19 protein-coding genes are annotated in these 22,946 nt (G+C 59.6%); 7 read left to right on the top strand and 12 right to left on the bottom strand.

Annotated elements, in window-relative coordinates:
* Positions 1 to 104 precede the first annotated feature (104 nt).
* Positions 105 to 1,163, bottom strand: a complete 1,059-nt coding sequence (locus AB4Z13_RS24575; RefSeq protein WP_442207013.1) for an alpha/beta hydrolase family protein — start codon at positions 1,161 to 1,163, stop codon at positions 105 to 107.
* Between the two features lie 139 nt (positions 1,164 to 1,302).
* Positions 1,303 to 2,631, bottom strand: coding sequence for an aspartate aminotransferase family protein (locus tag AB4Z13_RS24570; RefSeq protein ID WP_007824535.1), 1,329 nt, complete (start codon positions 2,629 to 2,631; stop codon positions 1,303 to 1,305).
* Between the two features lie 247 nt (positions 2,632 to 2,878).
* Here AB4Z13_RS24570 and AB4Z13_RS24565 point away from each other — a divergent pair, with 247 nt between their 5' ends.
* Entirely contained in the window at positions 2,879 to 4,852 is a 1,974-nt protein-coding gene (locus tag AB4Z13_RS24565; protein ID WP_442207012.1) for a PhoX family protein, read from the top strand.
* A gap of 143 nt (positions 4,853 to 4,995) precedes the next feature.
* On the opposite strand, the gene AB4Z13_RS24560 is transcribed toward AB4Z13_RS24565, so the two are convergent.
* From AB4Z13_RS24560 to AB4Z13_RS24540, 5 genes are all read right to left on the bottom strand, one after another.
* On the bottom strand, positions 4,996 to 5,313 hold the full coding sequence (locus tag AB4Z13_RS24560) for an ArsR/SmtB family transcription factor (RefSeq protein WP_007824533.1): 318 nt from the start codon (positions 5,311 to 5,313) through the stop codon (positions 4,996 to 4,998).
* Between the two features lie 115 nt (positions 5,314 to 5,428).
* A complete protein-coding gene (locus AB4Z13_RS24555) occupies positions 5,429 to 6,178 on the bottom strand; it encodes a HugZ family pyridoxamine 5'-phosphate oxidase (RefSeq protein ID WP_442207011.1) in 750 nt (249 codons plus the stop codon).
* Between the two features lie 139 nt (positions 6,179 to 6,317).
* Positions 6,318 to 7,364: a choline ABC transporter ATP-binding protein gene (gene choV, locus AB4Z13_RS24550; RefSeq protein ID WP_442207010.1), complete on the bottom strand. Its 1,047-nt coding sequence runs from the start codon at positions 7,362 to 7,364 to the stop codon at positions 6,318 to 6,320.
* Entirely contained in the window at positions 7,361 to 8,206 is an 846-nt protein-coding gene (gene choW, locus AB4Z13_RS24545) for a choline ABC transporter permease subunit (RefSeq protein ID WP_442207009.1), read from the bottom strand. Before choW ends, choV begins: the two co-directional genes overlap by 4 nt.
* A gap of 77 nt (positions 8,207 to 8,283) precedes the next feature.
* Positions 8,284 to 9,240 (bottom strand): choline ABC transporter substrate-binding protein, encoded by a 957-nt coding sequence (locus AB4Z13_RS24540; RefSeq protein WP_442207008.1) that lies wholly within the window; start codon positions 9,238 to 9,240, stop codon positions 8,284 to 8,286.
* 236 nt (positions 9,241 to 9,476) lie between these two features.
* On the opposite strand from AB4Z13_RS24540, the gene AB4Z13_RS24535 reads away from it, so the two are divergent.
* From AB4Z13_RS24535 to AB4Z13_RS24525, 3 genes are all read left to right on the top strand, one after another.
* Positions 9,477 to 10,079 carry a thymidine kinase gene (locus AB4Z13_RS24535; protein ID WP_113321978.1) on the top strand — a complete coding sequence of 201 codons (603 nt, stop codon included), beginning with the start codon at positions 9,477 to 9,479 and terminating at the stop codon, positions 10,077 to 10,079.
* 73 nt (positions 10,080 to 10,152) lie between these two features.
* Positions 10,153 to 11,226 carry a hypothetical protein gene (locus AB4Z13_RS24530; protein ID WP_442207007.1) on the top strand — a complete coding sequence of 358 codons (1,074 nt, stop codon included), beginning with the start codon at positions 10,153 to 10,155 and terminating at the stop codon, positions 11,224 to 11,226.
* A 152-nt stretch (positions 11,227 to 11,378) separates the two neighbouring features.
* Entirely contained in the window at positions 11,379 to 12,500 is a 1,122-nt protein-coding gene (locus AB4Z13_RS24525; RefSeq protein WP_442207006.1) for a DUF2333 family protein, read from the top strand.
* Here the strand turns inward: AB4Z13_RS24525 and AB4Z13_RS24520 are convergent.
* The 3 genes from AB4Z13_RS24520 to AB4Z13_RS24510 form a co-directional block, all read right to left on the bottom strand.
* Positions 12,497 to 12,958, bottom strand: coding sequence for a diguanylate cyclase (locus tag AB4Z13_RS24520; RefSeq protein ID WP_113321981.1), 462 nt, complete (start codon positions 12,956 to 12,958; stop codon positions 12,497 to 12,499). The genes AB4Z13_RS24525 and AB4Z13_RS24520 overlap by 4 nt on opposite strands.
* 46 nt (positions 12,959 to 13,004) lie before the next feature.
* Positions 13,005 to 13,730 carry a helix-turn-helix transcriptional regulator gene (locus AB4Z13_RS24515; protein ID WP_113321982.1) on the bottom strand — a complete coding sequence of 242 codons (726 nt, stop codon included), beginning with the start codon at positions 13,728 to 13,730 and terminating at the stop codon, positions 13,005 to 13,007.
* Positions 13,731 to 13,875: 145 nt separating this feature from the next.
* Positions 13,876 to 14,337 (bottom strand): Lrp/AsnC ligand binding domain-containing protein, encoded by a 462-nt coding sequence (locus AB4Z13_RS24510; protein WP_007824522.1) that lies wholly within the window; start codon positions 14,335 to 14,337, stop codon positions 13,876 to 13,878.
* 112 nt (positions 14,338 to 14,449) lie between these two features.
* Here AB4Z13_RS24510 and putA point away from each other — a divergent pair, with 112 nt between their 5' ends.
* Positions 14,450 to 17,566, top strand: a complete 3,117-nt coding sequence (gene putA, locus AB4Z13_RS24505; protein WP_442207005.1) for a bifunctional proline dehydrogenase/L-glutamate gamma-semialdehyde dehydrogenase PutA — start codon at positions 14,450 to 14,452, stop codon at positions 17,564 to 17,566.
* Positions 17,567 to 17,661: 95 nt separating this feature from the next.
* Complete coding sequence (locus AB4Z13_RS24500; RefSeq protein WP_442207004.1) at positions 17,662 to 19,353, top strand: hypothetical protein; 1,692 nt, start codon at positions 17,662 to 17,664, stop codon at positions 19,351 to 19,353.
* A 90-nt stretch (positions 19,354 to 19,443) separates the two neighbouring features.
* Here AB4Z13_RS24500 and AB4Z13_RS24495 read toward each other — a convergent pair whose 3' ends face one another.
* On the bottom strand, positions 19,444 to 19,971 hold the full coding sequence (locus AB4Z13_RS24495) for a TIGR00645 family protein (RefSeq protein WP_007824518.1): 528 nt from the start codon (positions 19,969 to 19,971) through the stop codon (positions 19,444 to 19,446).
* A 154-nt stretch (positions 19,972 to 20,125) separates the two neighbouring features.
* Here AB4Z13_RS24495 and AB4Z13_RS24490 point away from each other — a divergent pair, with 154 nt between their 5' ends.
* Positions 20,126 to 21,805, top strand: a complete 1,680-nt coding sequence (locus tag AB4Z13_RS24490; protein ID WP_007824517.1) for a formate--tetrahydrofolate ligase — start codon at positions 20,126 to 20,128, stop codon at positions 21,803 to 21,805.
* An 83-nt stretch (positions 21,806 to 21,888) separates the two neighbouring features.
* Here the strand turns inward: AB4Z13_RS24490 and AB4Z13_RS24485 are convergent, their stop codons facing one another.
* Entirely contained in the window at positions 21,889 to 22,803 is a 915-nt protein-coding gene (locus AB4Z13_RS24485) for an extensin family protein (RefSeq protein ID WP_442207057.1), read from the bottom strand.
* Positions 22,804 to 22,946: the final 143 nt, after the last annotated feature.

The raw sequence follows: 22,946 nt of genomic DNA, 5'->3' as shown, positions 1-22,946 counted from the left end.
CGTATCTGTCTCATCACACAAGGCTGCAGGGATCTGATCCGCCGCAGGCCGAATGTCTTCGTGATCCGTGGCTTCCCGAAAGCGCGCAGGATGAGGAAGCTGCTCTATTGATCAGCGAGCGCCTTTCCCAGGAAATCCGTGACCATGCTGGAAACCTGCTGGTGAATCGTTCCGCGATCCGCGCCAACACCATCCCCGCAGACGATGCTCTCCCCTGGCGCTTCCTTCTCGATCAGTTCGGCGGCGTCAGGTTTGCAGGACTGCATGAAGCTGAAATGCAGCGATCCGGGGATAAGGCTGTAGGTGGTGGTCGCTGGCGGTAGATAGCGGGCAAGGTAGCCGGAATCCTTGTTGGTGGCGGCTATGTCCGCCTCGGTTGCCGTCTCCGCATCGACATCCGCCGCAGCACCCAGCACCATGAGAGGGATATGGATTGCCGCAAGGCTCTCCGGTGTCAGCCCGCGGCCAGGTCCGAGGTCGAGCGTCACCGCGGCACGAATTCTTGCATCACCGAGATCGGCGGCCATCGCCGCGTTGGAAGCCGCATCGCGTCCGATGCCGAGCGCCTCGAATATCTTGCAATAGATCGCGCTGAATTCAGCCATGCAATTCTTCGTCACCTTGGCCGCGTCGAAGCGGCCGCCCGCCAGTTCGACGACCGTCCAGCCGCCGAGCGAATGGCCGATGGCGGCAATCCGATCGGATGCCACGCCGCCCGTCAGATCGGGATTGTCGAGCAGCGCATCGATCACGCGGCTGAGGTCGCCAGGGCGCTTCCACAGTTTAACGGCATCGGGCTTTCGCATGTCGAGTGTGGTCGTGCCGGGATGATCGGGTGCGGCGACGACATAGCCCGCGTCAACGAGGTCGGCCGCAAGCCAGGCGAGGTTGCGCCAGCTGCCGCCATAACCATGGGAGAGGACGACCAGCGGATGCGGGCCGGCCACGGGTTCGGCGTCCTTGATGACAGGTTGGCCGACGAAGGCCGGTGTTTCGCCGAGAAGGACGGGTGTGGCGTCAGACGCGGTCGGATACCAGATGCTGACATGCATTGAGCGATCGGCGTTTTTGCCGGGCAGGGTGGTTTGGCGGAACCCGGTTCCGGCATGTGCTGCTGATACCAGCAGCAGGAGCAGAGGGAGGACAAAGGCGAGTCTTGGCATCGGATCTCCATTGGGTTGATTTGCCCTGTCTGGAGGAAATCCCTGAGGCTGGAGACCGATAACGCGATCGAGGTCGCCGATATCAAAAGAAAGGGCGAGGCCGAAGCCTCGCCCTTGAATTCAATCGGGACTATCGAGCTCAGATGTTGTTCTGCAGGATCGTACGCAGCTTGCCGAAGAGTTCGTCGATGTGCTTCTTCTCGATGATCAGCGGCGGTGAGAGAGCGATGATGTCGCCTGTCGTGCGGATCAGCAGGCCGCTTTCGTAAGCCTTGAGGAAGGCCGTGAAGGCCCGCTTGGTCGGCTCACCGGCGATCGGGTCGAGTTCGATGGCGCCGATAAGGCCGGTGTTTCTGATGTCGATGACATTGGGGCAATCCTTCAGCGAATGCAGCGCATCGGCCCAGTAGTCGGAGAGTTCGGCTGCGCGGGTCAGCAGGCCTTCTTCCTTGTAGGTGTCGAGCGTTGCAAGAGCTGCGGCCGAGGCGATCGGGTTACCAGAATAGGTATAGCCGTGGAAGAACTCGATCATGTGCTCGGGGCCATTCATGAAGGCATCATGGATTTCCGAGGTCACGAAGACAGCGCCCATCGGGATGACGCCGTTGGTCAGGCCCTTGGCGGTGGTGATGATATCGGGCTTCACATCGTAGTACTGAGCAGCGAAGGGAGCGCCCAGACGGCCGAAGCCGGTGATGACTTCATCGAAGATCAGCAGGATGCCATGCTTGGTGCAGATCTCGCGCAGCTTCTGCAGATAGCCCTTCGGCGGAATGAGAACGCCGGTCGAACCCGCAACCGGTTCGACGATCACGGCGGCGACCGTGGATGCATCGTGCAGAGTGACGATGCGCTCGAGTTCGGTGGCGATATCGCCGCCATGCTCGGGTTCTCCGCGGGTGAAGTTGTTCTTGCCGGGCAGGTGGGTGTGCGGCATGTGGTCGACGCCGGTCAGCAGGGTGCCGAACATCTTGCGATTGGTGACGATGCCGCCGACCGAGATGCCGCCGAAGTTGACGCCGTGATAGCCACGCTCACGGCCGATCAGGCGGAAGCGTGAGCCGTTGCCCTTCACGCGGTGATAGGCGAGCGCCACCTTGAGCGCCGTTTCCACCGATTCAGAGCCGGAATTGGTGAAGAGGACGTGGTCCAATCCTTCCGGCGCGATGTCGACCAGGCGGTTGGCGAGCTCGAAAGCCTTGGGATGGCCGAGCTGAAAGGCCGGGGCGTAATCGAGTTCGCCGGCCTGTTCGCTGATCGCCTCGGTGATCTTCGGACGGCAATGTCCGGCATTCACGCACCAGAGGCCAGCCGTACCGTCCAGAACCTGACGCCCGTCATGGGTCTGGTAGTACATATCCTTGGCGCTCACGAAGAGGCGCGGTTCCTTCTTGAACTGACGGTTTGCGGTAAAGGGCATCCAAAAGGCGCGAAGGTCGTTTGGCGTTGCATTCAGGCGGTTGGACATGCTGTTCTCCTGGCCGTTGGGGAGGCCGTTCCCGTTCAAGGCTTGGCGCCGTTTATTTTTACTGCCCGGTCAAATTATCAGCGCCCGGCAAGGCGTCAAGCCGAAGAAGCGCCGCTGTCTGCCGTTGCCGGACACTTCGGGCGTCATCAATCCTTCGCCCGGCATTGCTACAAAAATCGATGGCCGCAATGGCCGAGGGCATTTCATTCATTTCCTTGAAATTCAACCATTTTTACCGGAGGTAGTCATGACGGACCGCCAGAAAACCAGACCGCGTCCCAATCCGCGGCGTGCATTTGCGCCGAGCTACGGCACCATTCTCGAAGAAGGCGTTCGTCGCCGTACCGTTCTCAAGGGCTTTATCGCCGCCATGGGTGCGGCTGCTTTTGCGCCGGCGCTCGAAGCAACGAGGGCAGAAGCTGCCGAGTCGACCCTTACTTTCCCCGAACTGAAGCGCGTGCGCGACACCGCCGACCATTGGCCTGATGGTTACGAGCGCCAGATCCTCATTCGCTGGGGCGACGCTCTCTTTACCGACAGCCCGGAATTCGATGTCGCCAAGCTGAATGGCAAGGCGGCCGAGCGCCAGTTTGGCTACAACAATGACTTCACGCAGTTCCTGCCGCTGCCGTGGGGCGAAAAGAGCTCCGATCACGGCCTGATGGTCGTCAGCCATGAATATGCGACGCCCTTTCTGATGTTCCCGGGCCTGACCGCGGACGATTACCGCGAGAAGATGACCGAGGATCAGATCCGCGCCGTCATGGCTGCTGTCGGCATATCCGTTTTCGAAGTGCGCAAGGATGGCAATCAGTGGCAGGTGGCTAAGGACGGCAAGTATAACCGCCGCATCCACATGAGCACGGAGATCGGCATTTCCGGCCCGGCTGCCGGCGACGACCGGCTCAAGACCAAGGCCGATCCGACCGGCACGGTTGTCTTCGGCACGATCTCGAACTGCAATGGCGGCATCACACCCTGGGGCACGATGCTCTCAGGCGAAGAAGGCGCGATGGACGTTTTTGCCGGCGACTATACCAAGTTGCCGAACCAGGAACTGGTCGAGCGCCAGGGCTGGGACGAGGATGAGAACGACATCTATTCCGTCAGCCGCGTCGAGCCGCGCTTCAAGTTCGAGGAAGAGCCGAACGAATGGATGCGTTTCGACTGGGTCGTCGAAATCGATCCCTTCGATCCGACGGCAAAGCCGGTCAAGCGCACGTCGCTCGGCCGCATGACGCATGAAGGCGCGCAATGTTGCGTCGCGCCTGACGGCCGCGTCGTGGTCTTCATGGGTGATGACGACGATTTCGAATATATCTACCGCTTCGTCACCCGCGATCCGTGGAACCCCAACGATCGCGCCGCCAACAAGGATCTGCTCGATCACGGCACGCTGTCTGTCGCCAAGTTCGAAAGCGACGGCACGATGCGCTGGATCCCGCTCGTTGCCGGCGAAGGCCCGCTGACGGCGGAAGCCGGCTTCAAGACGCAGGCAGACGTGGTTCTCGCCACCCGCACTGCCGCCGACCTTGTTGGTGCGACGCCGATGGACGGGCCGGAGGGCTTCATCCCGCATCCCGGCACCGGCAAGCTCTATGTGGCCATGACCGAAAACGAGGATCGCTTGCCGAAGGGCCAGGGGGACGACGAGAAGGAACAGGTCAACGTTGCCAATCCACGTGGCCCCAACCCGCATGGGCATCTGCTGGAGCTTGTAACGCCAGGCGGTCCTGACAAGCCCGATTACGCCGCTGAGAGCTTCAAGTGGGACGTCTTCGTGCTCTGCGGTGATCCGGCCAAGCCCGAAGACCAGGCGATGTTCCACCCGGCGACCACCTCGGCCGGCTGGTTCACCGACCCCGATAACCTTGCCGTGGATCCAGCAGGCCGCCTCTGGGTCACTACCGACGGTCCGCCGCCTGAGGGCATCGCCGATTCCGTCTATGTGATGGATACGGAAGGTTCGGGCCGCGCTTTGCCGAAGCTCATTTATATCGCGCCTGTCGGTTCGGAGACCTGCTCGCCGACCTTTACCTCGGACGGCTCCAGTGTCTTCCTCTCGGTCCAGCATCCGGGTGAATTGCGTATGGCCGATAACGAGGATGCGACCTCAATGGAAGATGCCGGCACCAGCTGGCCGGACTTCAAGCCGGGTGTGCCGGCGCGTCCGTCGCTCGTCGTGCTGACGCGCGCTAGCAACGGAGTGGTGGGCAGCTAACCTGTCGTTCTGACACAGACGGGACCGGCAATTCTTGCGAATTGCCGGTCCCAAAGGTTTTACGTGCTGAAAATCGTTAAGCGGCGCCCGCGGAAGCATTTCCCTGGAACGCTGCTCAGACTGACATCATGTCAGCGCTGACATCAGGCTGCAGACCTGCTCCGGTTCTGAGCCACGTAGATATCCTCCAGCGTCGCGAGGATCTTCATGACCGGCTCGGAGTTGCTGGAATAGTAGATCGTCTGTGCATCACGACGGGTCTTGACCAGCTTCTGAGCGCGCAATTTCGACAGATGCTGGGAGAGGGCCGACTGGCTCAGGCCGACCTGGGTGGCGAGAACGCCGACAGGCACTTCTCCCTTTACCAGGCTGGTGAGGATCAGCAAACGCTTGGGGTTGGCCATGGCCGATAATAAAGCTGCCGCCACATTGGTGTGCTCGGCCAAATCAGAGGTTTCCATATTTTTTCTTCCTAATGCGAAACGTACATCATCCGTACAGGCACAGGCCGTCAGACGGTTCTTTGACTGACGGCGAAAACTAGCAATTGGGCTCGAAGATTGTATATACCTAAATTTAAGGTATCAGGTATGCTATTTTAGATATGTTTGAACAAATGTGATCTAAGTCCTCAGCGGGTATGTCGAACTCGCAACGCATCAATAAGTCACCTGAAATCATATCAAAACCTTCGGAATCGACCCCACATATGCGCCAGGGACCCGCTTCAGGTGCCTTCAGCCTGGATGTCAGCGCTAACATGAGGTCCGGATGGCGCGCTACTAAATCTTGCACTGCGGCGTCAGCTTTTTCAGCGATGTGATCATTTGCCTCGGAGTGAATCACGAGATCGCTGCCGTCCAAAATGTAAGCACGGCCGAATCCGCCATTAAGGCTGGCCGATTGCGGGATGAGCCGGAAGAAACGGAAATCCGGGAAATCGATATAGAGTTTCGTCTTGGCGTGACGATTGAGGAAACGAGCGCGGATGCGCGCGTGGAGAGGCGTATCCCGCTCCACCTGTTCCGCACTGCATTGGGTCGTCAGGCGGGCATGGGCAAGCGGATCGCCCTTGCCGGGCTCGCCGGTCAGGAGCGAGGCCCTGGCATCGGCAGCGAGCGCTTTCGTGTGGGTCGAGAGCGCGGAAACGAGAATGACCGGCACGCCGTCTATGTCGGTGCCGAGGAGAACCCGGCTTGCGAAGGGAAAGCCGGTTTCGGGATCGAGAACGGCGAGGGCAGCATAGCGGGCGGAGCGCAAGAGAGTGCGCGCCAGCTTGCGGGCCTCGTCGTCGGTTTCGCGGAGCGTGGAGGACGGTTCTTTCATATCCGCGTTGTCGCAAAGCGGAGTGAAAGGATCAAGTCTAAAGCGTGTCGCGATCTCCAGGATTCGCTTGCCACGCTTTAGGTTTTTGTTTTCGCATGTCGTTACCGCAAAACCGCTGCACACTTTTGCGCGACATGCTTTATTCCTTCCGCTTGTGCCGTGTAAGGCCGGTGACGACATCCTGCGCCGAGATCGTGCCGACGATCTGCCCGTTGTCGACCACGCCGATACTGCCGGGCTGCCGGGAGAGGGCGTCGAGGATATCGACAAGCGGCGTCGTGGGGCGCGCAGTGGCGCTGACCGACATGCCGATTGCCGCATCGCCAAGCCCGGGCTGCATGATGTCAGAGGCCATCAGCATGTTGATCGGATTCATGTTCTGCACGAAGTCGGCGACATATTGATCGGCCGGGTTCTTGACGATCTCCTGTGGCGTTCCGCACTGGATGATGCGTCCGCCCTCCATGATGGCGATGCGATTGCCGATGCGGAAGGCCTCGTCGAGATCGTGGCTGACGAAGAGGATGGTCTTCTTCAGCCGCCGCTGGAATTCCAGCAACTCGTCCTGCAGGCGCGTACGGATCAGCGGATCGAGCGCGGAGAACGGCTCGTCCATAAGGAGGATTGGCGCGCCGGTGGCGAATGCACGGGCAAGGCCGACGCGCTGCTGCATGCCGCCGGAGAGCTCGTTGACCTTGCGGTCCGCCCATTTCGTCAGGTTGACGAGTTCGAGCTGCTCGCCGACCCGGCTCTTGCGCTCGGCTTCCCGCACGCCCGAGAGCTCAAGGCCGAAACCGACATTCTCGGCAACGGTGCGCCAGGGCATGAGGGCGAATTGCTGGAACACCATGGAGACCGTATGCGTGCGCAGGTCGCGCAGCGCCTTGGCACTGCATTTGTAGGGGTTTACCGGCCCCGTTGCCGTCGAAACGGCGACGTCGCCGCGCACGACCGGCGCAAGCCCATTGACGGCACGCAGGAGCGTCGACTTGCCGGAACCCGAAAGGCCCATCAGCACCAGGATTTCGCCTTCCTCGATGGTCAGCGAGGCATTGGCGACGCCGAGAACGAGGCCGGTCTCGGCGCCGATCTCGTCACGTGAGCGGCCCTGGTCGACCATGGCGAGCCCAATTTCCGGCCGGTCGCCGAAGATGATGTTGACGTCTCTGAAACTGACCGCGGTCATGCGCCGTCTCCTTCGCCTGCGGTGCGGAACATGCGGTCCAGAATGATTGCCAAGATGACGATACAGAAACCGGCCTCAAAACCCTTGGCGATGTTGACGGTATTTAAGGCACGCACGACCGGTACGCCGAGACCGGGAGCGCCAACGAGGGCGGCGATCACGACCATCGAGAGGGAGAGCATGATGGTCTGCGTCAGGCCGGCCATGATCTGCGGTGTTGCAAAGGGCAGCTCGACCTTGCGCAGAACCTGGATCGGCGTCGCGCCGAAGGCGACGGCGGCTTCGACGAGGGAAGGGGGCGTCGAGATAATGCCGAGGCGGGTAAGGCGGATGGGGGCGGGGATGGCGAAGATGACGGTTGCGATCAGGCCCGGCACCATGCCGAGGCCGAAAAGGATAAGTGCTGGAATCAGATAAACGAAGGTCGGAATGGTCTGCATGAGGTCCAGAACGGGCCGCATCGCGGCATAGATCCAGGCGCGGCGGGCAGCCGCAATGCCGAGCGGAATGCCGATCACCATGCTGACGAAGGTCGCGGCGAGTACGAGCGCCAGCGTTTCCGTCGTCTCCTTCCAATAGCCCTGGTTCATGATGAGCAGCAGCCCAAGACAGGTGAAGACCGCCACTGTTATCGATCGGCGCAGCCACCAGGCGAGGAGGCTGATGGCAAGGATGGCAATCAGCGGATTGGGCGTCTGCAGCACGAAAAGCAAGGCATTGATGACGTGGGACAGCAGCGCGGAGAGTTGGTTGAAGAACCATTCGCCGTTTGTCGTCAGCCAGTCAACGAAGGACTTGGCCCAGGGGCCAATGGGAATTTTAGCGTCGGTGATCCAATTCACGAGGCGCGCCTGTCTTTTAAGAACGAAGATCGGGATGAAAACGAAAACGGGGCGGCAGATCCGCCCCGTTCATTTCATCAGAGGCCGAGGCCGGACTTGACGGCTGCGAGGCCATCGCTGCTGCCATCGCGCGTCTTGACGCCGGCAAGCCAGGGATCAACCGTGGACGGATTGGCCTTCAGCCATTCGCCCGCTGCCTTTTCCGGATCTTCACCGTCGTTCAGGATCTTGTTCATGATCTCGTTCTCCATCTTCAGGGAGAACTTCAGATTATTGACCAGCGTCCCGACGTTCGGGCACTCATCGAGATAGCCGGCACGCACGTTGGTATAGACTTCGGCGCCGCCGAAATTCGGTCCGAACGTGTCGTCGCCACCCGACAGATAGGTCATCTTGAAGTTGGTGTTCATCGGATGCGGTTCCCAGCCGAGGAAGACGACGGGCTTGCCTTCCTTCTCGGCGCGGGCGACCTGCGCCAGCATGCCCTGCTCGGAGGATTCGACCAGTTCCATTTCCTTCATGCCGAAGGTGTTCTTGTCGATCATGTCGATGACGTGGCGGTTGCCGTCATTGCCGGGCTCGATACCGTAGATCTTGCCGTCGAGATCACTCTTGTGGGCAGCGATATCCTTGAAGTCCTTGATACCGAGTTCGGCGCCCTTGGCATTGGTTGCCAGCGTGTACTTGGCGCCGACGAGGTTCGGACCGTAAGATTCGACCGACTTGTCGTCGAGGTAGGGCTGGATATCTGCCTTCTGGGACTGCATCCAGTTGCCGAGGAACACGTCGATGTCCTTGTTCTTCATCGAGGTATAGGTGACCGGCAAGGAGAGAACCTTGATGTCGGTCTCATAACCAAGCTTCTTGAGGAGCAGGGAGGCGGTCGCCGTAGTCGACGTGACGTCCGTCCAGCCGATATCCGAAAGATGGACGGTGGAGCAGCTTTCAGGGTCTGCGGAGAAGGCGGCGGTCGCAACGGAGAGAGCTGCGACTGCAGTTGCGGTAATGAGTTTGAATGCGCTTGTTGTTTTCATTTTAGACTCCCAGTCTTACGTTCCCAAGCCAACCATCAATAGACCAGTTTTACAAGCGATCTCGGCGCGTTTGCGGCGTTCCGGACTATATGATTGCGACGCCTCAGCGTTTTTTGGGAAAGCTTGAATTTCAAGGCCTTTGGCGATTTCGCCACCAGGATTTCCTGTGATTATCGATTTGTCGGGGCTTTTCTTTGCGTTCTCCAGCTTTCAAGAAGCCAGATAAGGAGAATCCGATGGCAAAACTCTATTTCAACTACTCGACGATGAATGCCGGCAAGTCGACCATGCTGCTGCAGGCCTCCTACAATTACCAGGAGCGCGGCATGCGCACGGTTCTCTTGATCGCGGCCTTCGACGATCGGGTGGGGCGGGGCATCATCGGTTCGCGTATCGGGCTCGAAGCGGAGGCCATCCCCTTCGAAAGCGACAGCGATCTCTATGCGCTGGTCCGGAAACTCAGCAGCGAAGGACAGGCGATCTCCTGCGTCTTCGTCGATGAAGCGCATTTCATGACGCGCGATCATATCTGGCAGCTTGCCCGCGTCGTCGACAGGCTCGGCATTCCCGTGATGGTCTACGGCCTGAGAACGGATTTCCAGGGCAAGCTCTTCCCGGCCTCGCAGGAGCTGCTGGCGATTGCCGACGAGATGAGGGAGGTGCGTACCATCTGCCATTGCGGGCGCAAGGCCACCATGGTCGTGCGGCTCGATGCCGAGGGCAAGGTGCTGCACGAGGGCGCGCAGATCGATGTCGGGGGGAACGAGAAATATGTTTCGCTCTGCCGCCGCCATTGGGATGATGCAATGAACGGCGAATGGATTGCCGAGCCGGTCTGAACGGATCGACGCCTGTTTTCTTTAGCGCGGCAAGTGAATAGTCTGGAAGACGGAGATTCCATGGGAGTGCCCGGTGCGCAAGAGCCCGCCCTTCGATAGCCAGTATGATGCTGCCCGTGACCTTGCCGAGGCCATGGCCGGCGAAGCCGACTATTGCGCCGCCTGCATCACAAGTTTCGATGGTGACGAGTCGCGCTCATCCGACGAGATTTTCCTGGAGCAGAATGCGCGCTTCCAGGCCTTCTTAAACGACAGTGCCACGCTCGATGTGCTGCTTGCGGAACTCGTCTTCTCCCTGGACCGGCTGACGGCCAAGGTTTCGGCCGATCTCGACAGTTTTCGCGGGCTGACGCGGCGTGAAAAGATGGCCGGATGGTTTTCCCGACAGCGCATGTGGCGCATGCATAGCGCGCGGGTGCGCGAGGCGCCGGTCGTGGAACAACTGCTCGATCTTCTGACGAAATCCGATCTGCTGGCGACGCTGCTTAAAGGCGAGAGGCTGTCCCTTGTCGAGCGTCACAAGAGCGCCGAATTGAGCCTCATCGACATTGTCGAGCATCGGCGGCGGCTTGTTGACGAGATCGACATTGCGCGGATGCGGATGAAGGAGCTCAACGCCAAGGCATTGAACACGCAGGGGCGCATCGGCGTCTATGGCAACAAGGCGCACTGGGAGCAGATGGAGGCGGAGCGTCTGGCGTTGAAGGCGGAGGCCGAGCGCATTTCCGTCGAGGAACATGCGATGCGCGACGAGAGCCAGCGACGCGAACGCTTCATCGGCATGTTCCAGGCCTTCGTCGACAGGCTGAACGGCCGTGTCGCCGGCTGCAACGTGCTCATCCGCAAGCTTTCGGTCGATACCGAGGAGCGGCTTATCATCTATCAGGCACAGGTCGATACCGACCGTCCGGGCATGAAGGTGAGGATCAAGCCGGAGCTTTTCCCGAATATCGCCGCATCCATCGCGCTTTTCGAAAAGGGCATGCTGGTGCCTCAGGATCTGGTCCAGCGAAAGAGCCGTGCAGATCAGGAATTTGCCCGGAAATTTCCCGCCTATGCCGAGGAGCCCTCGGAGGCGCCGCTGATCGATGTGGTGCGAAAATCTCCGATGTTCGGCCTCGGATTCCTCCGTTCGCTGCGCTCCTGACGGGGCGGCGAGGGAAGGCGTATCCGATCTGTCGCGTCTGGCTCGCGCACCGTTTGGCCGAAATATCCTTGTCTGTTGTTGTACTTGGGCGATCGAGCGCATATGTGGATGGAAAGGATATCCCTGTTTTCGCCGCCTGACAGGAGACGACGATGCTCGACCGGATTGCCGGTTTTTTCAGACTGATCGGCCAGACGATCAGCCGCTGGGTTCGCCTTTTCGCTGCCTGGGCGATCTGGCCACTCATGGCCGCGCACGGATGGTATGCGCGGCGGACCTGGATGATCCGGCTGCCGATCATCGCGTTTCTCGCGCTTCTCGTCGTCCTCTACGGCTATTTCATCTGGCAGACGCAGGCCTGGTCGAATTTCAATACGAACTTCGTCGATCAATATCGCCTTTCGGATCGCAAGGTGCCGGCAGGACAGGAAATTCCGGCGGCCGACGGCACTGCCACCAAGACCTGCCAGCGCTCGGCGATCGTCGATGTCGCGGCCGATCTGACGGACTTCAACGTCAACCAGAATGCCTGGATATCGTCGATGGTGCTCTACAAGATGGGCCTGTTCGGCATGGACTGGGATCACACGCCCTTCCTCGACAACAAGGCATCCTTCCAGCGCGGCATCAACCAGGCGGTCCGGCGAACTTCGGCGGAGCTTGTCGACACGCTCGGGCGCGTGCGCGGCACGTCCGGCATCAACAACGATCTGCAGACCGCGCGCGGCAATCTGCAGTTCGATGAACACAGCTGGTATTTCGGGCTCGATCCCTTCGGACTGAAGACGCCGACGCCTGCCTATTATCGCACCGCCATCAAAGACTTGCGCAAGTTCAATACTGATCTCGCCGCCTGCAACGCAGTTTTCGACGGTCGCGCGGACAACCTGATGCAGTTCATCGACCGCATCGCCAACGATCTCGGCAGCACCTCCGACATGCTGGCGGAGCGCTCGGAAAACCATAATCGCGGCTGGTTCGACACGCGGGCGGACGATCGATTCTGGTTCGCCTACGGGCAGCTCTACGCTTATTACGCGATTCTGACGGCCGCACAGTCTGATTTCTCTCAGGTTGTGTCGGAGCGAAACCTCGGGGCGATCTGGGCCGGCACGACACGGCAATTCCAGGCAGCACTTCGCATCCAGCCGGCAATCATTTCCAACGGACGGGAGGATGGCTGGATCATGCCGAGCCATCTCGCCACGATGGGCTTTTATATGCTGAGAGTGCGATCGAACCTGGTTGAAATCCGCTCGGTGCTGGACCGTTAAGCCGGAGTGCCGCCGTCCTCGAAGCCAAGGATGCGCAGCTTCTCGACGAATTCATAGGTGATACCGACGATACCGCCGCCGCTGGCGTCGTCGCGGAACTTGCCGACGGAGCGCACCATCTTGTAGCCGCCGAGCCCGTTGTCGACGCGATAGACATAGTGGAAGCCGACCCGGTAGAGGCTTGCCTGCTCGAAGGTTTCGGCAATCAGCAGCCGGTCTTCCGCATGGATGCGCGACATGAGTTCGGTCAGGTTGACCGGACCTTCGCTGTAAGGAAGATCGAAGATCTGGTGTACGTCTTCGCTGGCGAAGAAATGCCCGGTCTCGAGGTTCATCCGCCAGAAGCCGAAGAGGCGGTAGGCAGCGAACATGGTCAGCGCTTCTGCATCGGTAATTCCGATGTGGGCACGGGATTGCAGCCGATGTTCGACGGCTGACTGTTCGAAACGAAGAGGCACGGTTTCCCCCTAATTCGGGATGGCGCGCTGATTCTCTTCTGATTCCTCAGTTGATCAGCTTCAATCGGATGGCTTTTGCTACCAACTGGGTGCGGTTGACGCAATCGAGTTTTTTAATTGCGTTGGTCATATAGGCATTTACCGTGTGATCCGAGAGCGCCAGGATCTGGCCGATCTCGATCGAGGTCTTGCCCTGCGCTGTCCATCGCACGACCTCAAGCTCGCGGGCCGAGAGCGCGCTATGGGGGCTCTCCTCATTGCGCTTGACGCTGTTGTAGGTATCGACGGCGTGGAGAACGATCATCGCGAGTTCGTTGATCTCGCTCTGGCCGAGGGATGCACGTTCGCCGCCAAACCAGAAGACGAGGCGCTGTCCATCGGCCGAATTGATCGGCATGGCAATGCCGGCGCTCATGCCGTGCTGCAGCATCAAGTTTCTGGTGCCGGCAGGGAAAGACTGGGCATGGCCGGGATCGTTAAGATGCCATACCTGCGGTACGGCTGATTCCCTCATGCGTGCGGCAAAGGGACAGGCGCGCAGCATATGCGCGCGATCGAAATCCCTGATGTAGGAAACCGGCAGCGAGCTCTCGATGATCAGCGGCTTGAGCAGCAAATCTTCTATCGTCGGCGCGTTCAGCAGGGTGGCGTGCTCAAAACCGAATGCCGCTGCCACCCTTCCAAGCGCTTGTGCGAACAGGCCGCGCGTGCGCGCCACTGCCAGTTCGCTCGATAGTAATGACTGCCTTTCAGAGGTAGTCATGTAAGACATTATATGCCCCCGCAAGTCCCTATGTTACCGCTATCAAATACATAAATCCGCCTGGATGCTAGCCCTAATTGACTTAGCACACGCTGATTAATTCATTTTGTGAAAAATTAACCAGATGAAAAACGCGCTTAAGTTGATTTTCGAGCTATACGGGTAGAAGGGCTGTGCCTTTTACCTCCTCCATGACCGCATAGGTGTGTGTTTCGCGTACGCCGGGGAGGGAAAGAATCACCTCCGAGAGGAATTGGCGATAAGCCTCCATCCCCGCCATGCGCGCCTTCACAAGATAGTCGAAGCCTCCTGCGACCATATGACATTCCATGACGTCGTCGCTGCGTTTTACTGCCGCAGCAAAGGCATCGAAAACGTCAGGCGTGGTACGGTCAAGTTTTACCTGTACGAAAACGAGGAGGTTGCGGCCGAGTTTTTCCGGCGAAAGGATTGCCATATAGCCCGTGATATAACCGTCTCGGGTTAGCCGCTTGACGCGCTCGGCAGTGGCCGTGGGAGACAGGTTGACGCGTTCGGCGAGCTCTATGTTGGAAAGTCGTCCTTCCTTCTGCAGCGCACGCAGAATCTTGCGATCGAGACGGTCGAGCTCTTTCATTTTTCGCGGCCTTTCAGGCGGTCGGTAGGCGAAGATCGTGTTGGTCGGCCTCAGTTTAGTGAAAAACACCACGAATGAACAGCTATGTTGCCGAAATCACGGAGAACACTTCATGCCGACCCAGATTTCCACGCCTTTTGCCCCGTTCAACGCTCCATTTGCCGGTGACGATGATCGCCTGCTGCATGGTTTCGCCGAAGGCTTGCGCTTTTCGGCCTCCCAGGATGTTGCGATCGACAAGCGTGCCGGGGGCATGATCGAGGCGATCCGCAGCAATTCGGGATCGATCGGCGGCGTGGAGGATTTCCTCAGGGAATACGGGCTTTCCACCAAGGAGGGTCTGGCGCTGATGGTGCTTGCCGAAGCGCTGCTACGCGTGCCCGACGCGTTGACGCAGGACAAGCTGATCGAGGACAAGCTGAAGGAAGGCGGCTGGAGCGAGCATGAGGGCAAGGCCGACAGCTGGTTTGTCTCGGCATCCGCCTGGGCGCTCGGCGTTTCAGCCCGCATCATCCGCCCCGGTGAGACGCCCGAGGGCGTGCTTCGCGGCCTTGTCAAACGCATGGGCCTGCCGACCGTTCGCAATGCCACCAAGCAGGCCATGCGCTTCCTTGGCCATCACTTCGTGCTCGGCGAAACCATCAAGGACGCTCTCAACCGCGCGGCCAAGAGCGAGGAGAAGGGCTATCGCCATTCCTTCGACATGCTGGGCGAGGGCGCACGGACGGCCGAAGATGCCAAACGTTATTGGCAATCCTACGCCATGGCGATCGAAGCGATCGGCGGCTGGATGGCGAAGAACGCCAAGGGCAAGGATTTGCCCGATCGCATGGGTATTTCCGTCAAGCTTTCGGCGCTGCATCCGCGCTATCTCGCCACTCACCGCGATCGCGTGATGAGGGAACTCGTGCCCGACCTCCTGAAGCTTGCGCAGATGGCTAAGGCACATCAGCTCAATTTCACCATCGATGCCGAAGAAGCCGACCGGCTGGAGCTTTCGCTCGACGTGATCGCCGCGGTCTTTTCCGATCCGTCGCTTGCCGGCTGGGATGGTTTTGGCCTTGCAATCCAGGCCTATCAGAAGCGCGCGGTCGCCGTGATCGATTATGTTGATGAACTCTGCGCAAAGCTTGGCCGCCGCATGATGGTGCGCCTCGTCAAGGGCGCCTACTGGGATACCGAGGTCAAGCGGGCGCAGGAACGCGGGCTTGACGATTATCCGGTCTGGACGCGCAAGCAGGCGACAGACCTTTCCTATCTCGCCTGCGCGCAGCACATGCTCGCCAAGCGGGCGCGTATTTTCCCGCAATTTGCCACCCATAATGCACTGACGGTTTCCACCATTCTGGAGCTTGCCGGCAATGATCGTTCCGGCTTCGAGTTCCAGCGCCTGCATGGTATGGGCGAGAGCCTCTACAATCATCTGCTTGATACCAACGACCGGATCGCCTGCCGGATCTATGCGCCTGTTGGAGGCTACCGCGATCTGCTCGCCTATCTTGTCCGCCGTCTTCTCGAAAACGGCGCCAATTCCTCCTTCGTTGCTATGGCCGGCGACAAGAATGTGCCGATCAAGGCATTGCTGGAGCGTCCGGCGGACAAATTGCAATTCGATGTCGGCGCCAGTGCGCGCAACAGCAGGATCCCGATGCCGCTGCAGCTTTACGGCAAGCGGAAGAACAGCGCCGGACTGGAATTCGGCCATCGGGCGACGCTTGAAAAGCTGATGGAGGCGATCCGGAAGGGGCTTCCCGCCATCGCGGCCGCGCCCCTCATTCCGGGCGTGGCTGCCAGCGCTTCGGAAGCGCCCGTCCTTTCACCGTCCGATCGCTCCAGGACCGTCGGCTCGGTTCGCAATGCCACCGTTGCCGATATCGACAAGGCCTTTGCCGTTGCCGCTAAAGGCTACAAAGCATGGTCGCGCCGTCCGGTCGAAGAACGTGCATCTGCGCTGGAGCGCATGGCCGACCTTATGGAAGAAAATCGCGACAGGCTGCTTGTGCTCCTGGCCGCAGAAGCCGGCAAGACGCTCGACGACGGCATTGCGGAAATACGCGAGGCGGTGGATTTCTGCCGCTATTACGCCAGCGAGGCGCGGCGGCTCTTCGGCACAGCGACCAAGATGCCGGGGCCGACTGGAGAGGATAATCGGTATCTATGGCGCGGCCGCGGGGTTTTTACCTGCATCTCGCCCTGGAACTTTCCGTTGGCGATCTTCCTTGGGCAGGTTTCGGCCGCACTCGTTTCCGGCAATGCCGTGCTTGCAAAGCCTGCACCGCAGACGCCGCTGATCGCCTATGAAGCAGTGAAGCTGTTCCACAAGGCCGGCGTGCCGGAAGATGCGCTGCTCTTCGTGCCTGGCGGTCCCGACGTCGGTGCCGCTATCACGGCGCATGCAGCGCTTGCCGGCGTTGCCTTCACCGGTTCGACGAAGACGGCATGGGCGATCAACCGAGCGCTTGCTGCCAAGGATGGGCCGATCGTGCCGCTGATCGCCGAAACCGGCGGTCTCAACGCCATGGTGGTCGATGCAACCGCGCTCGGCGAACAGGTGGCCGATGACGTGGTCCTCTCAGCCTTCCGCTCTGCCGGTCAGCGGTGCTCTGCACTTCGCCTGCTCTTCCTGCAGGAGGACGTGGCCGAGCACATGACGCAGATGATCGAAGGTGCTGCGCGCGAACTGCAGCTTGGCGATCCCGCATTGGAAACGACCGATGTCGGCCCGATCATCGACGAGAAGCAGAAGGCGATGTTGGAAGCCCATATCGCCGACATGCAGAAAACGCAGAAGGTTCGCTATGCCGGCAAGGCGCCTGATGGCGGAAGCTTCTTCGCGCCGCATATCATCGAGCTCGACAAGCCTGCGGCACTGACCAAGGAAGTCTTCGGGCCGGTGCTGCACATCGTGAGATGGAAGGCGAAGGAATTGCCCAGGGTGCTGCAGGATATCCAGGCCTCCGGCTACGGCCTGACGCTTGGCGTTCACAGCCGCATCGAATCCACGATCCGCACCGTCACCGATGCGCTCGATACTGGCAATGTCTATGTGAACCGTAACATGATCGGCGCCGTCGTCGGCACCCAGCCCTTCGGCGGCTCAGGTTTATCCGGCACCGGCTTCAAGGCCGGCGGGCCCGCCTATCTGCTGCGTTTTGCGCTGGAGCAGGTGATCTCGGTGAACACGGCTGCCGCAGGCGGCAATGCCAGCCTGATTGCGATGGGCGAATAAAGTAATAAGGCGGCGGCAAGTCCTCGGAATCCCGCTTGCTGCCGTTTAATCCAATTGCTAAGCGTATGGTCAGGTGCAACTAAGGCGATCTAATCGTGCGCTTTGCAGTTTCTTTTTTGGTGAAGTGCCTATCCTTCCGATCATTACTTATTTTGTTCCTTTTGAACTTGCCGATCGGAGCTACTGCCTCCGAAGCAGCCAAGCAGAAACAGGCGGGGCAACCCCCGATGGATTTCATTCTCGTGCACAGCCTCTCCTGTCTGGAAGACTGTCCTGAATGGATATCGGCGGAGGGGCGTATAACGTCAGATACGCCAGCGCGGTTGAGAAAATTTCTCAAGAAGATCGGCGACCGGAAAGTACCTGTCGTCCTCCGCTCGGAGGGCGGCGAAGTCGATGCCGCCTATGCGATGGGCCGGATGATCCGCAAGGCTGGTCTTGAAACGGCAGTCGGCGGGACGCAGCTTAAGGATTGCCCCGATGACGATAGGCGCTGCGCTGCTGCTATCGCAAAGGATGGCACTTCGCTCGGGGACACTTATTCGGATGGTGCGTTCTGCTATTCGGCGTGTCCTCTGGTGCTGGCTGGTGGCACGTCGCGCGCCTCGTCGCAGTGGGCCTATATCGGCATCCACCAGATCACGACCATCTATCAGAAGGTGCGTGTCTCTTACCGGATCGAATACAAAATGGTGAACGGTAAGAAGACGGAAGTCTCCCGCAAGGAGGTTGGACGAAAGCCAGCTGGGCAGCGCAGTTCCACCAAGCTGGGCAAGAAAGCCACCGCTGCCCTGACGGGCTATTTGAAAGAAATGGGCGTCAGTGGTGATCTGGTTGATCTGATGATGGCGACCACCCCTGCAAGCATCGCAGTCATACCGCCTGAAGACGCAGTTCGAATGGGTCTTCTCACGGGTGTGCTGACATTCAGTGAGTGGCCCGGTATGCCGCTCTGTACCAAAGACGCCGCGGCGAGCGCCGCCTGCTATCGCCATCCTGCGGCCGAGGTGGCTGTAGCGCCGGCGCCTGTGGCGGAGGCACCGGTGAAGCGTGCGACCGTATACACAAGCGGCGGTCTGCCTAAAACCCATCCTATGGACTTTCTCGTGATGTACGATGGCAATTGCCAGGACGAGTGTACGCAGTGGATTTCTGCGGATGGGGACATCACCCCGGATACGCCGGCTCAGCTGGACGCGGTCTTGAAGACGCTCGGAGAAAAAAAGCTGCCCGTCGTCTTTCAGTCCTATGGCGGCGACAGAGATGCTGCTTTCGCGATGGGGCGTATGATCCGCGCCGCAGGTCTCGATACGTCGATTGGTAGAACGCGCTTGCCGAATTGTCCGATGCAGGATCCGCGTTGCACTGCGAGTATGGCCAAAAACGGGCCGACCGAAGGTGAGGTCTTTGCCGGCGGTGCGTACTGCTTTTCGAGCTGCACGCTTGCCTTCATGGGCGGAGAGTTGCGGTTCGTCGGAAAGACTTCTGCTCTTGGCCTCAGCCAGCCGGCGATCGAGCTTACGGAGACCGAGCGCGGAAAATTCATTGCCTATTTCAGCGAGATGGGCATCAGTCCCGAGACATTCGACACGATGATGATAACGCCGTCATTCGGGAGAGACGATATATATCCACCTCAGGCGCTCAAGCTTGACATCATCGATGGTGTGATTCCCTACGATGAAGAGCCGGGCCTTCATCTCTGCGGACCGAACGCGAAGGAAAGCGTCCGGTGCCCCAGGAGATCCGGTGTGGAAACTGTTCCGGTTGCGGCCACGGTCAATTGATGCCGATATCCGAAAAGATGCGCCGCCGCGATACGGCACTTTTGCTTTGTGCGGCTCTCGTTCGCCGGATGTGTCCGGCTTGACGCCGCCTTACGCCTTGTCCTTCAAATCATTCTTCGAGGTCACGCTCATCAGCTTCTCGAGGAAGCCGAGCATGACTGCCGAGACGACAAAAGCGAGATGCATGAGGGTCAGCCACATGATCCTGCCGTCGGTATATTGATCGACGTTGAGGAAGACCTGCAGGAGGTGGATGGAGGAGATGGCGACGATCGAGGAGGCGACCTTGATCTTCAGGCTGCCGGAATCGAGCTTGCCGAGGAAGGAGACTTCGCCTTCCTTTTCGGCCTCGTCGAAACGGCTGACGAAATTCTCGTAGCCGGAGATCATCACCATGACGATGAGGCTTGCGACGAGTGCCGCATCGATAAGCCCGAGCATGGCGAGGATCATTTCCGCCTCGCCGAGCTCGAATACGCTTCCTGCGACCTTCAGGAACTTGAAGGCGAAAGATACGGCATAAACGGCCAACGCAAGCACAAGGCCGATATAGAAGACCACCAGCAGCCAGCGGCTGGAAAGAATGATGCGCTCGACCAGAAGTTCGAGTGATTTCATGGTCTACCCCGTAAATCTCAGAATCGTTGGCCCCTAATAAACAATGGAATAGGCGGACTGCAAGGCGCAGTACTATTCACAGGTTCGGGATATTTCGCTATCCGATTGAAATAAACGCCGAGTCCGTTGTGCTGAGAGAATGAGGACACGATCCATGGCTGCCATCAAATCCGATATCGAAATCGCACGCGCGGCGACGAAGAAGCCGATTTTCGAAATCGGCGCCACGCTTGGCATCCCCCCGGAACAGCTTGTTCCCTATGGTCACGACAAGGCTAAGATCAGTGCCGAGTTCATCGCCGCCCAAGAGGGCAAAAAGGACGGCAAGCTGATCCTTGTTACCGCCATCAACCCAACGCCGGCGGGCGAGGGCAAGACGACGACCACCGTCGGTCTCGGCGACGGGCTGAACCGCATAGGCAAGAAGGCGATCGTCTGCGTGCGCGAGGCCTCGCTTGGTCCCTGCTTCGGTGTGAAGGGCGGGGCGGCAGGTGGCGGATATGCCCAGGTCGTGCCGATGGAAGACATCAACCTGCATTTCACGGGCGATTTCCACGCGATCACCTCGGCACACAATCTGCTCGCGGCGATGATCGACAATCATATCTACTGGGGCAACGAAGAGAATATCGACCTGCGCCGTATCACATGGCGGCGGGTGATGGATATGAACGACCGGGCGCTACGCAGCATGGTGTCTTCACTCGGTGGGGTTTCCAACGGCTTTCCGCGGCAGAACGGCTTCGATATCACCGTCGCCTCTGAAGTGATGGCAATTCTCTGCCTTGCGACCGATCTCAGGGATTTGGAACGTCGCCTTGGCGATATCATCATCGGCTATCGCTTCGACAAGACGCCGGTTTATGCCCGCGATCTCAAGGCGGATGGGGCCATGGCCGTGCTCCTGAAAGACGCCATGCAGCCGAACCTCGTGCAGACCCTGGAGAACAATCCTGCCTTCGTTCACGGCGGTCCTTTCGCCAATATTGCTCACGGCTGCAATTCGGTGATTGCGACGAAGACCGCGCTGAAGCTCGGCGAATATGTCGTGACGGAAGCGGGCTTCGGGGCCGATCTCGGCGCAGAGAAATTCTTCAACATCAAGTGCCGAAAGGCAGGGTTGAAGCCGAGTGCTGCCGTGATCGTGGCGACAGTCCGGGCGCTGAAGATGAACGGCGGCGTGAAGAAGGACGATCTCGGCGCGGAGAATGTTCAGGCGCTGGTTCGCGGCTGCTCCAACCTTGGCCGCCATATCGCCAATGTGCGCCGGTTCGGCGTGCCTGTCGTCGTTGCGATCAACCATTTCACCTCGGATACGGATGCGGAAATCGCTGCCGTCAAAGATTTCGTCGCGCGTCACGGAGCGGAAGCCATCCTCTGCCGTCATTGGGCGGAAGGGTCTGAAGGCATCGAGGACCTCGCCTATAAGGTTGTGGAGCTTGCCGAATCCGGACAGGCGAAGTTCGAGCCGCTCTATGGCGACGACCTCCCGCTGCTCGAAAAGATCGAGATCGTCGCCTCGAAGATCTATCACGCCGGCGAGGTGACGGCTGACAAGGCTGTACGCGACCAGCTAGCAGCCTGGGAGGAACAGGGCTACGGTAACCTGCCGGTCTGCATGGCGAAGACGCAATATTCCTTCTCCACCGATCCGAACCTGCGCGGTGCGCCCGAGGGGCATATCGTAACGGTGCGCGAGGTGCGCTTGTCAGCCGGCGCCGGTTTCGTCGTGGTCATCACCGGCGAGATCATGACGATGCCCGGTCTGCCGAAGTCGCCGTCGGCGGAGCGGATTTACCTCAATGATCAGGGTTATATCGAAGGACTATTCTAGGCCGCCGCCACTTCACAAGCCGATTCAAGGCTTTCGCAACCGGATTCCGATCTCGCGATCAAACCGTTGATCTGTCTCGTATTTCAGTGACAGTAACGAAAGCCGCCCTTTCTCTCGATCACATCGAGATGGAAGTGGGTTTCGTGGGCAGCATCGCTCTCGGGATCGAGCACGGTGTTGAAATAGAGGCAGCCTGCGGCGCTGACGGTGCGCTGGAATGCCCCTGTCAGCGTCGAATCCTCGCGGCGCGAGCGGACGGCAACATCCTCACCCTTCTTGAAGCTGAAGCTTGCGATATCGATGGCATTGCCGCGGGCATGTTCGGAGATCTTGCCGGTGTCGGCGCCGTTGCGCAGGCGGCAAATGTAGGCGGAAGCCTGATTGATGGTGGTGATATCGCCGCTTTCCGGCAAGGCGACCGAGGCTGTGGGAATGACGCTTCCCTTCATCCATCGTGCGAGCGCCAGTGCCGTCGGGCAGCGTAGTGTGGCTTCAGGCTTCAGCGTGATGCCGGGCAGCGCTTGGGAGACGATGATCGGCTTGTCGATGCCGCAGCCGTTGCCGTCGTCGATGCGGGGTGTCTCGCGGAAGACGACGCCGAGGCTCTGCAATTCTCTAGTGCATTCGGCATGGTCCGCGTCGCTTTCCGGTTCGATGGTCAGATGCTGCTCTTCGAGCGTCTGTTCAGTCGGGGGCTTCGCCCGGTCTTCCGGTGTGGGAGAGGGTGGACCAAATTTTTCGCCGGCTGGCGCGGCCGGGGTCTCGCTCGGTTTGGGCTGCGGTGTCGGAACCTCGGAGGCGGCCGGCGGTGTTTCGGGGTTTTGCGCAGGCGCAGGTTCGGGCTGAGGCTTGGGAACCTGCTCTTCTTCCTGTTTCTTTTCTGGCTGAGGGGCCGCAGGCGCTTCGATTGCTGCTTCTGGCTTTGCCTGAGGGACCGGGCCGGTTCGCGGCAGTCTTGCGCCGGGGAGCAGGGCGAGTGCGGCCAGAATGACCGCCATCTTCCGAAATTCTCTCACACGTCGTTTCCCGTTGATCGAGCGGAGGGGAAACGCAAGAACGGCGAATTCGTTGCAATTGCGCAACGTTTCCTGAGATCCTTAAAACTTGACGTTATTATTCAACATAAATCGGCGGAATATAT

It is taken from the genome of Rhizobium sp. YAF28 (genome assembly GCF_052113285.1).
Classification (GTDB): domain Bacteria; phylum Pseudomonadota; class Alphaproteobacteria; order Rhizobiales; family Rhizobiaceae; genus Rhizobium.
Note: the sequence above shows the minus strand (reverse complement) of the source record. Positions and strands in the feature narration are given on the sequence as shown.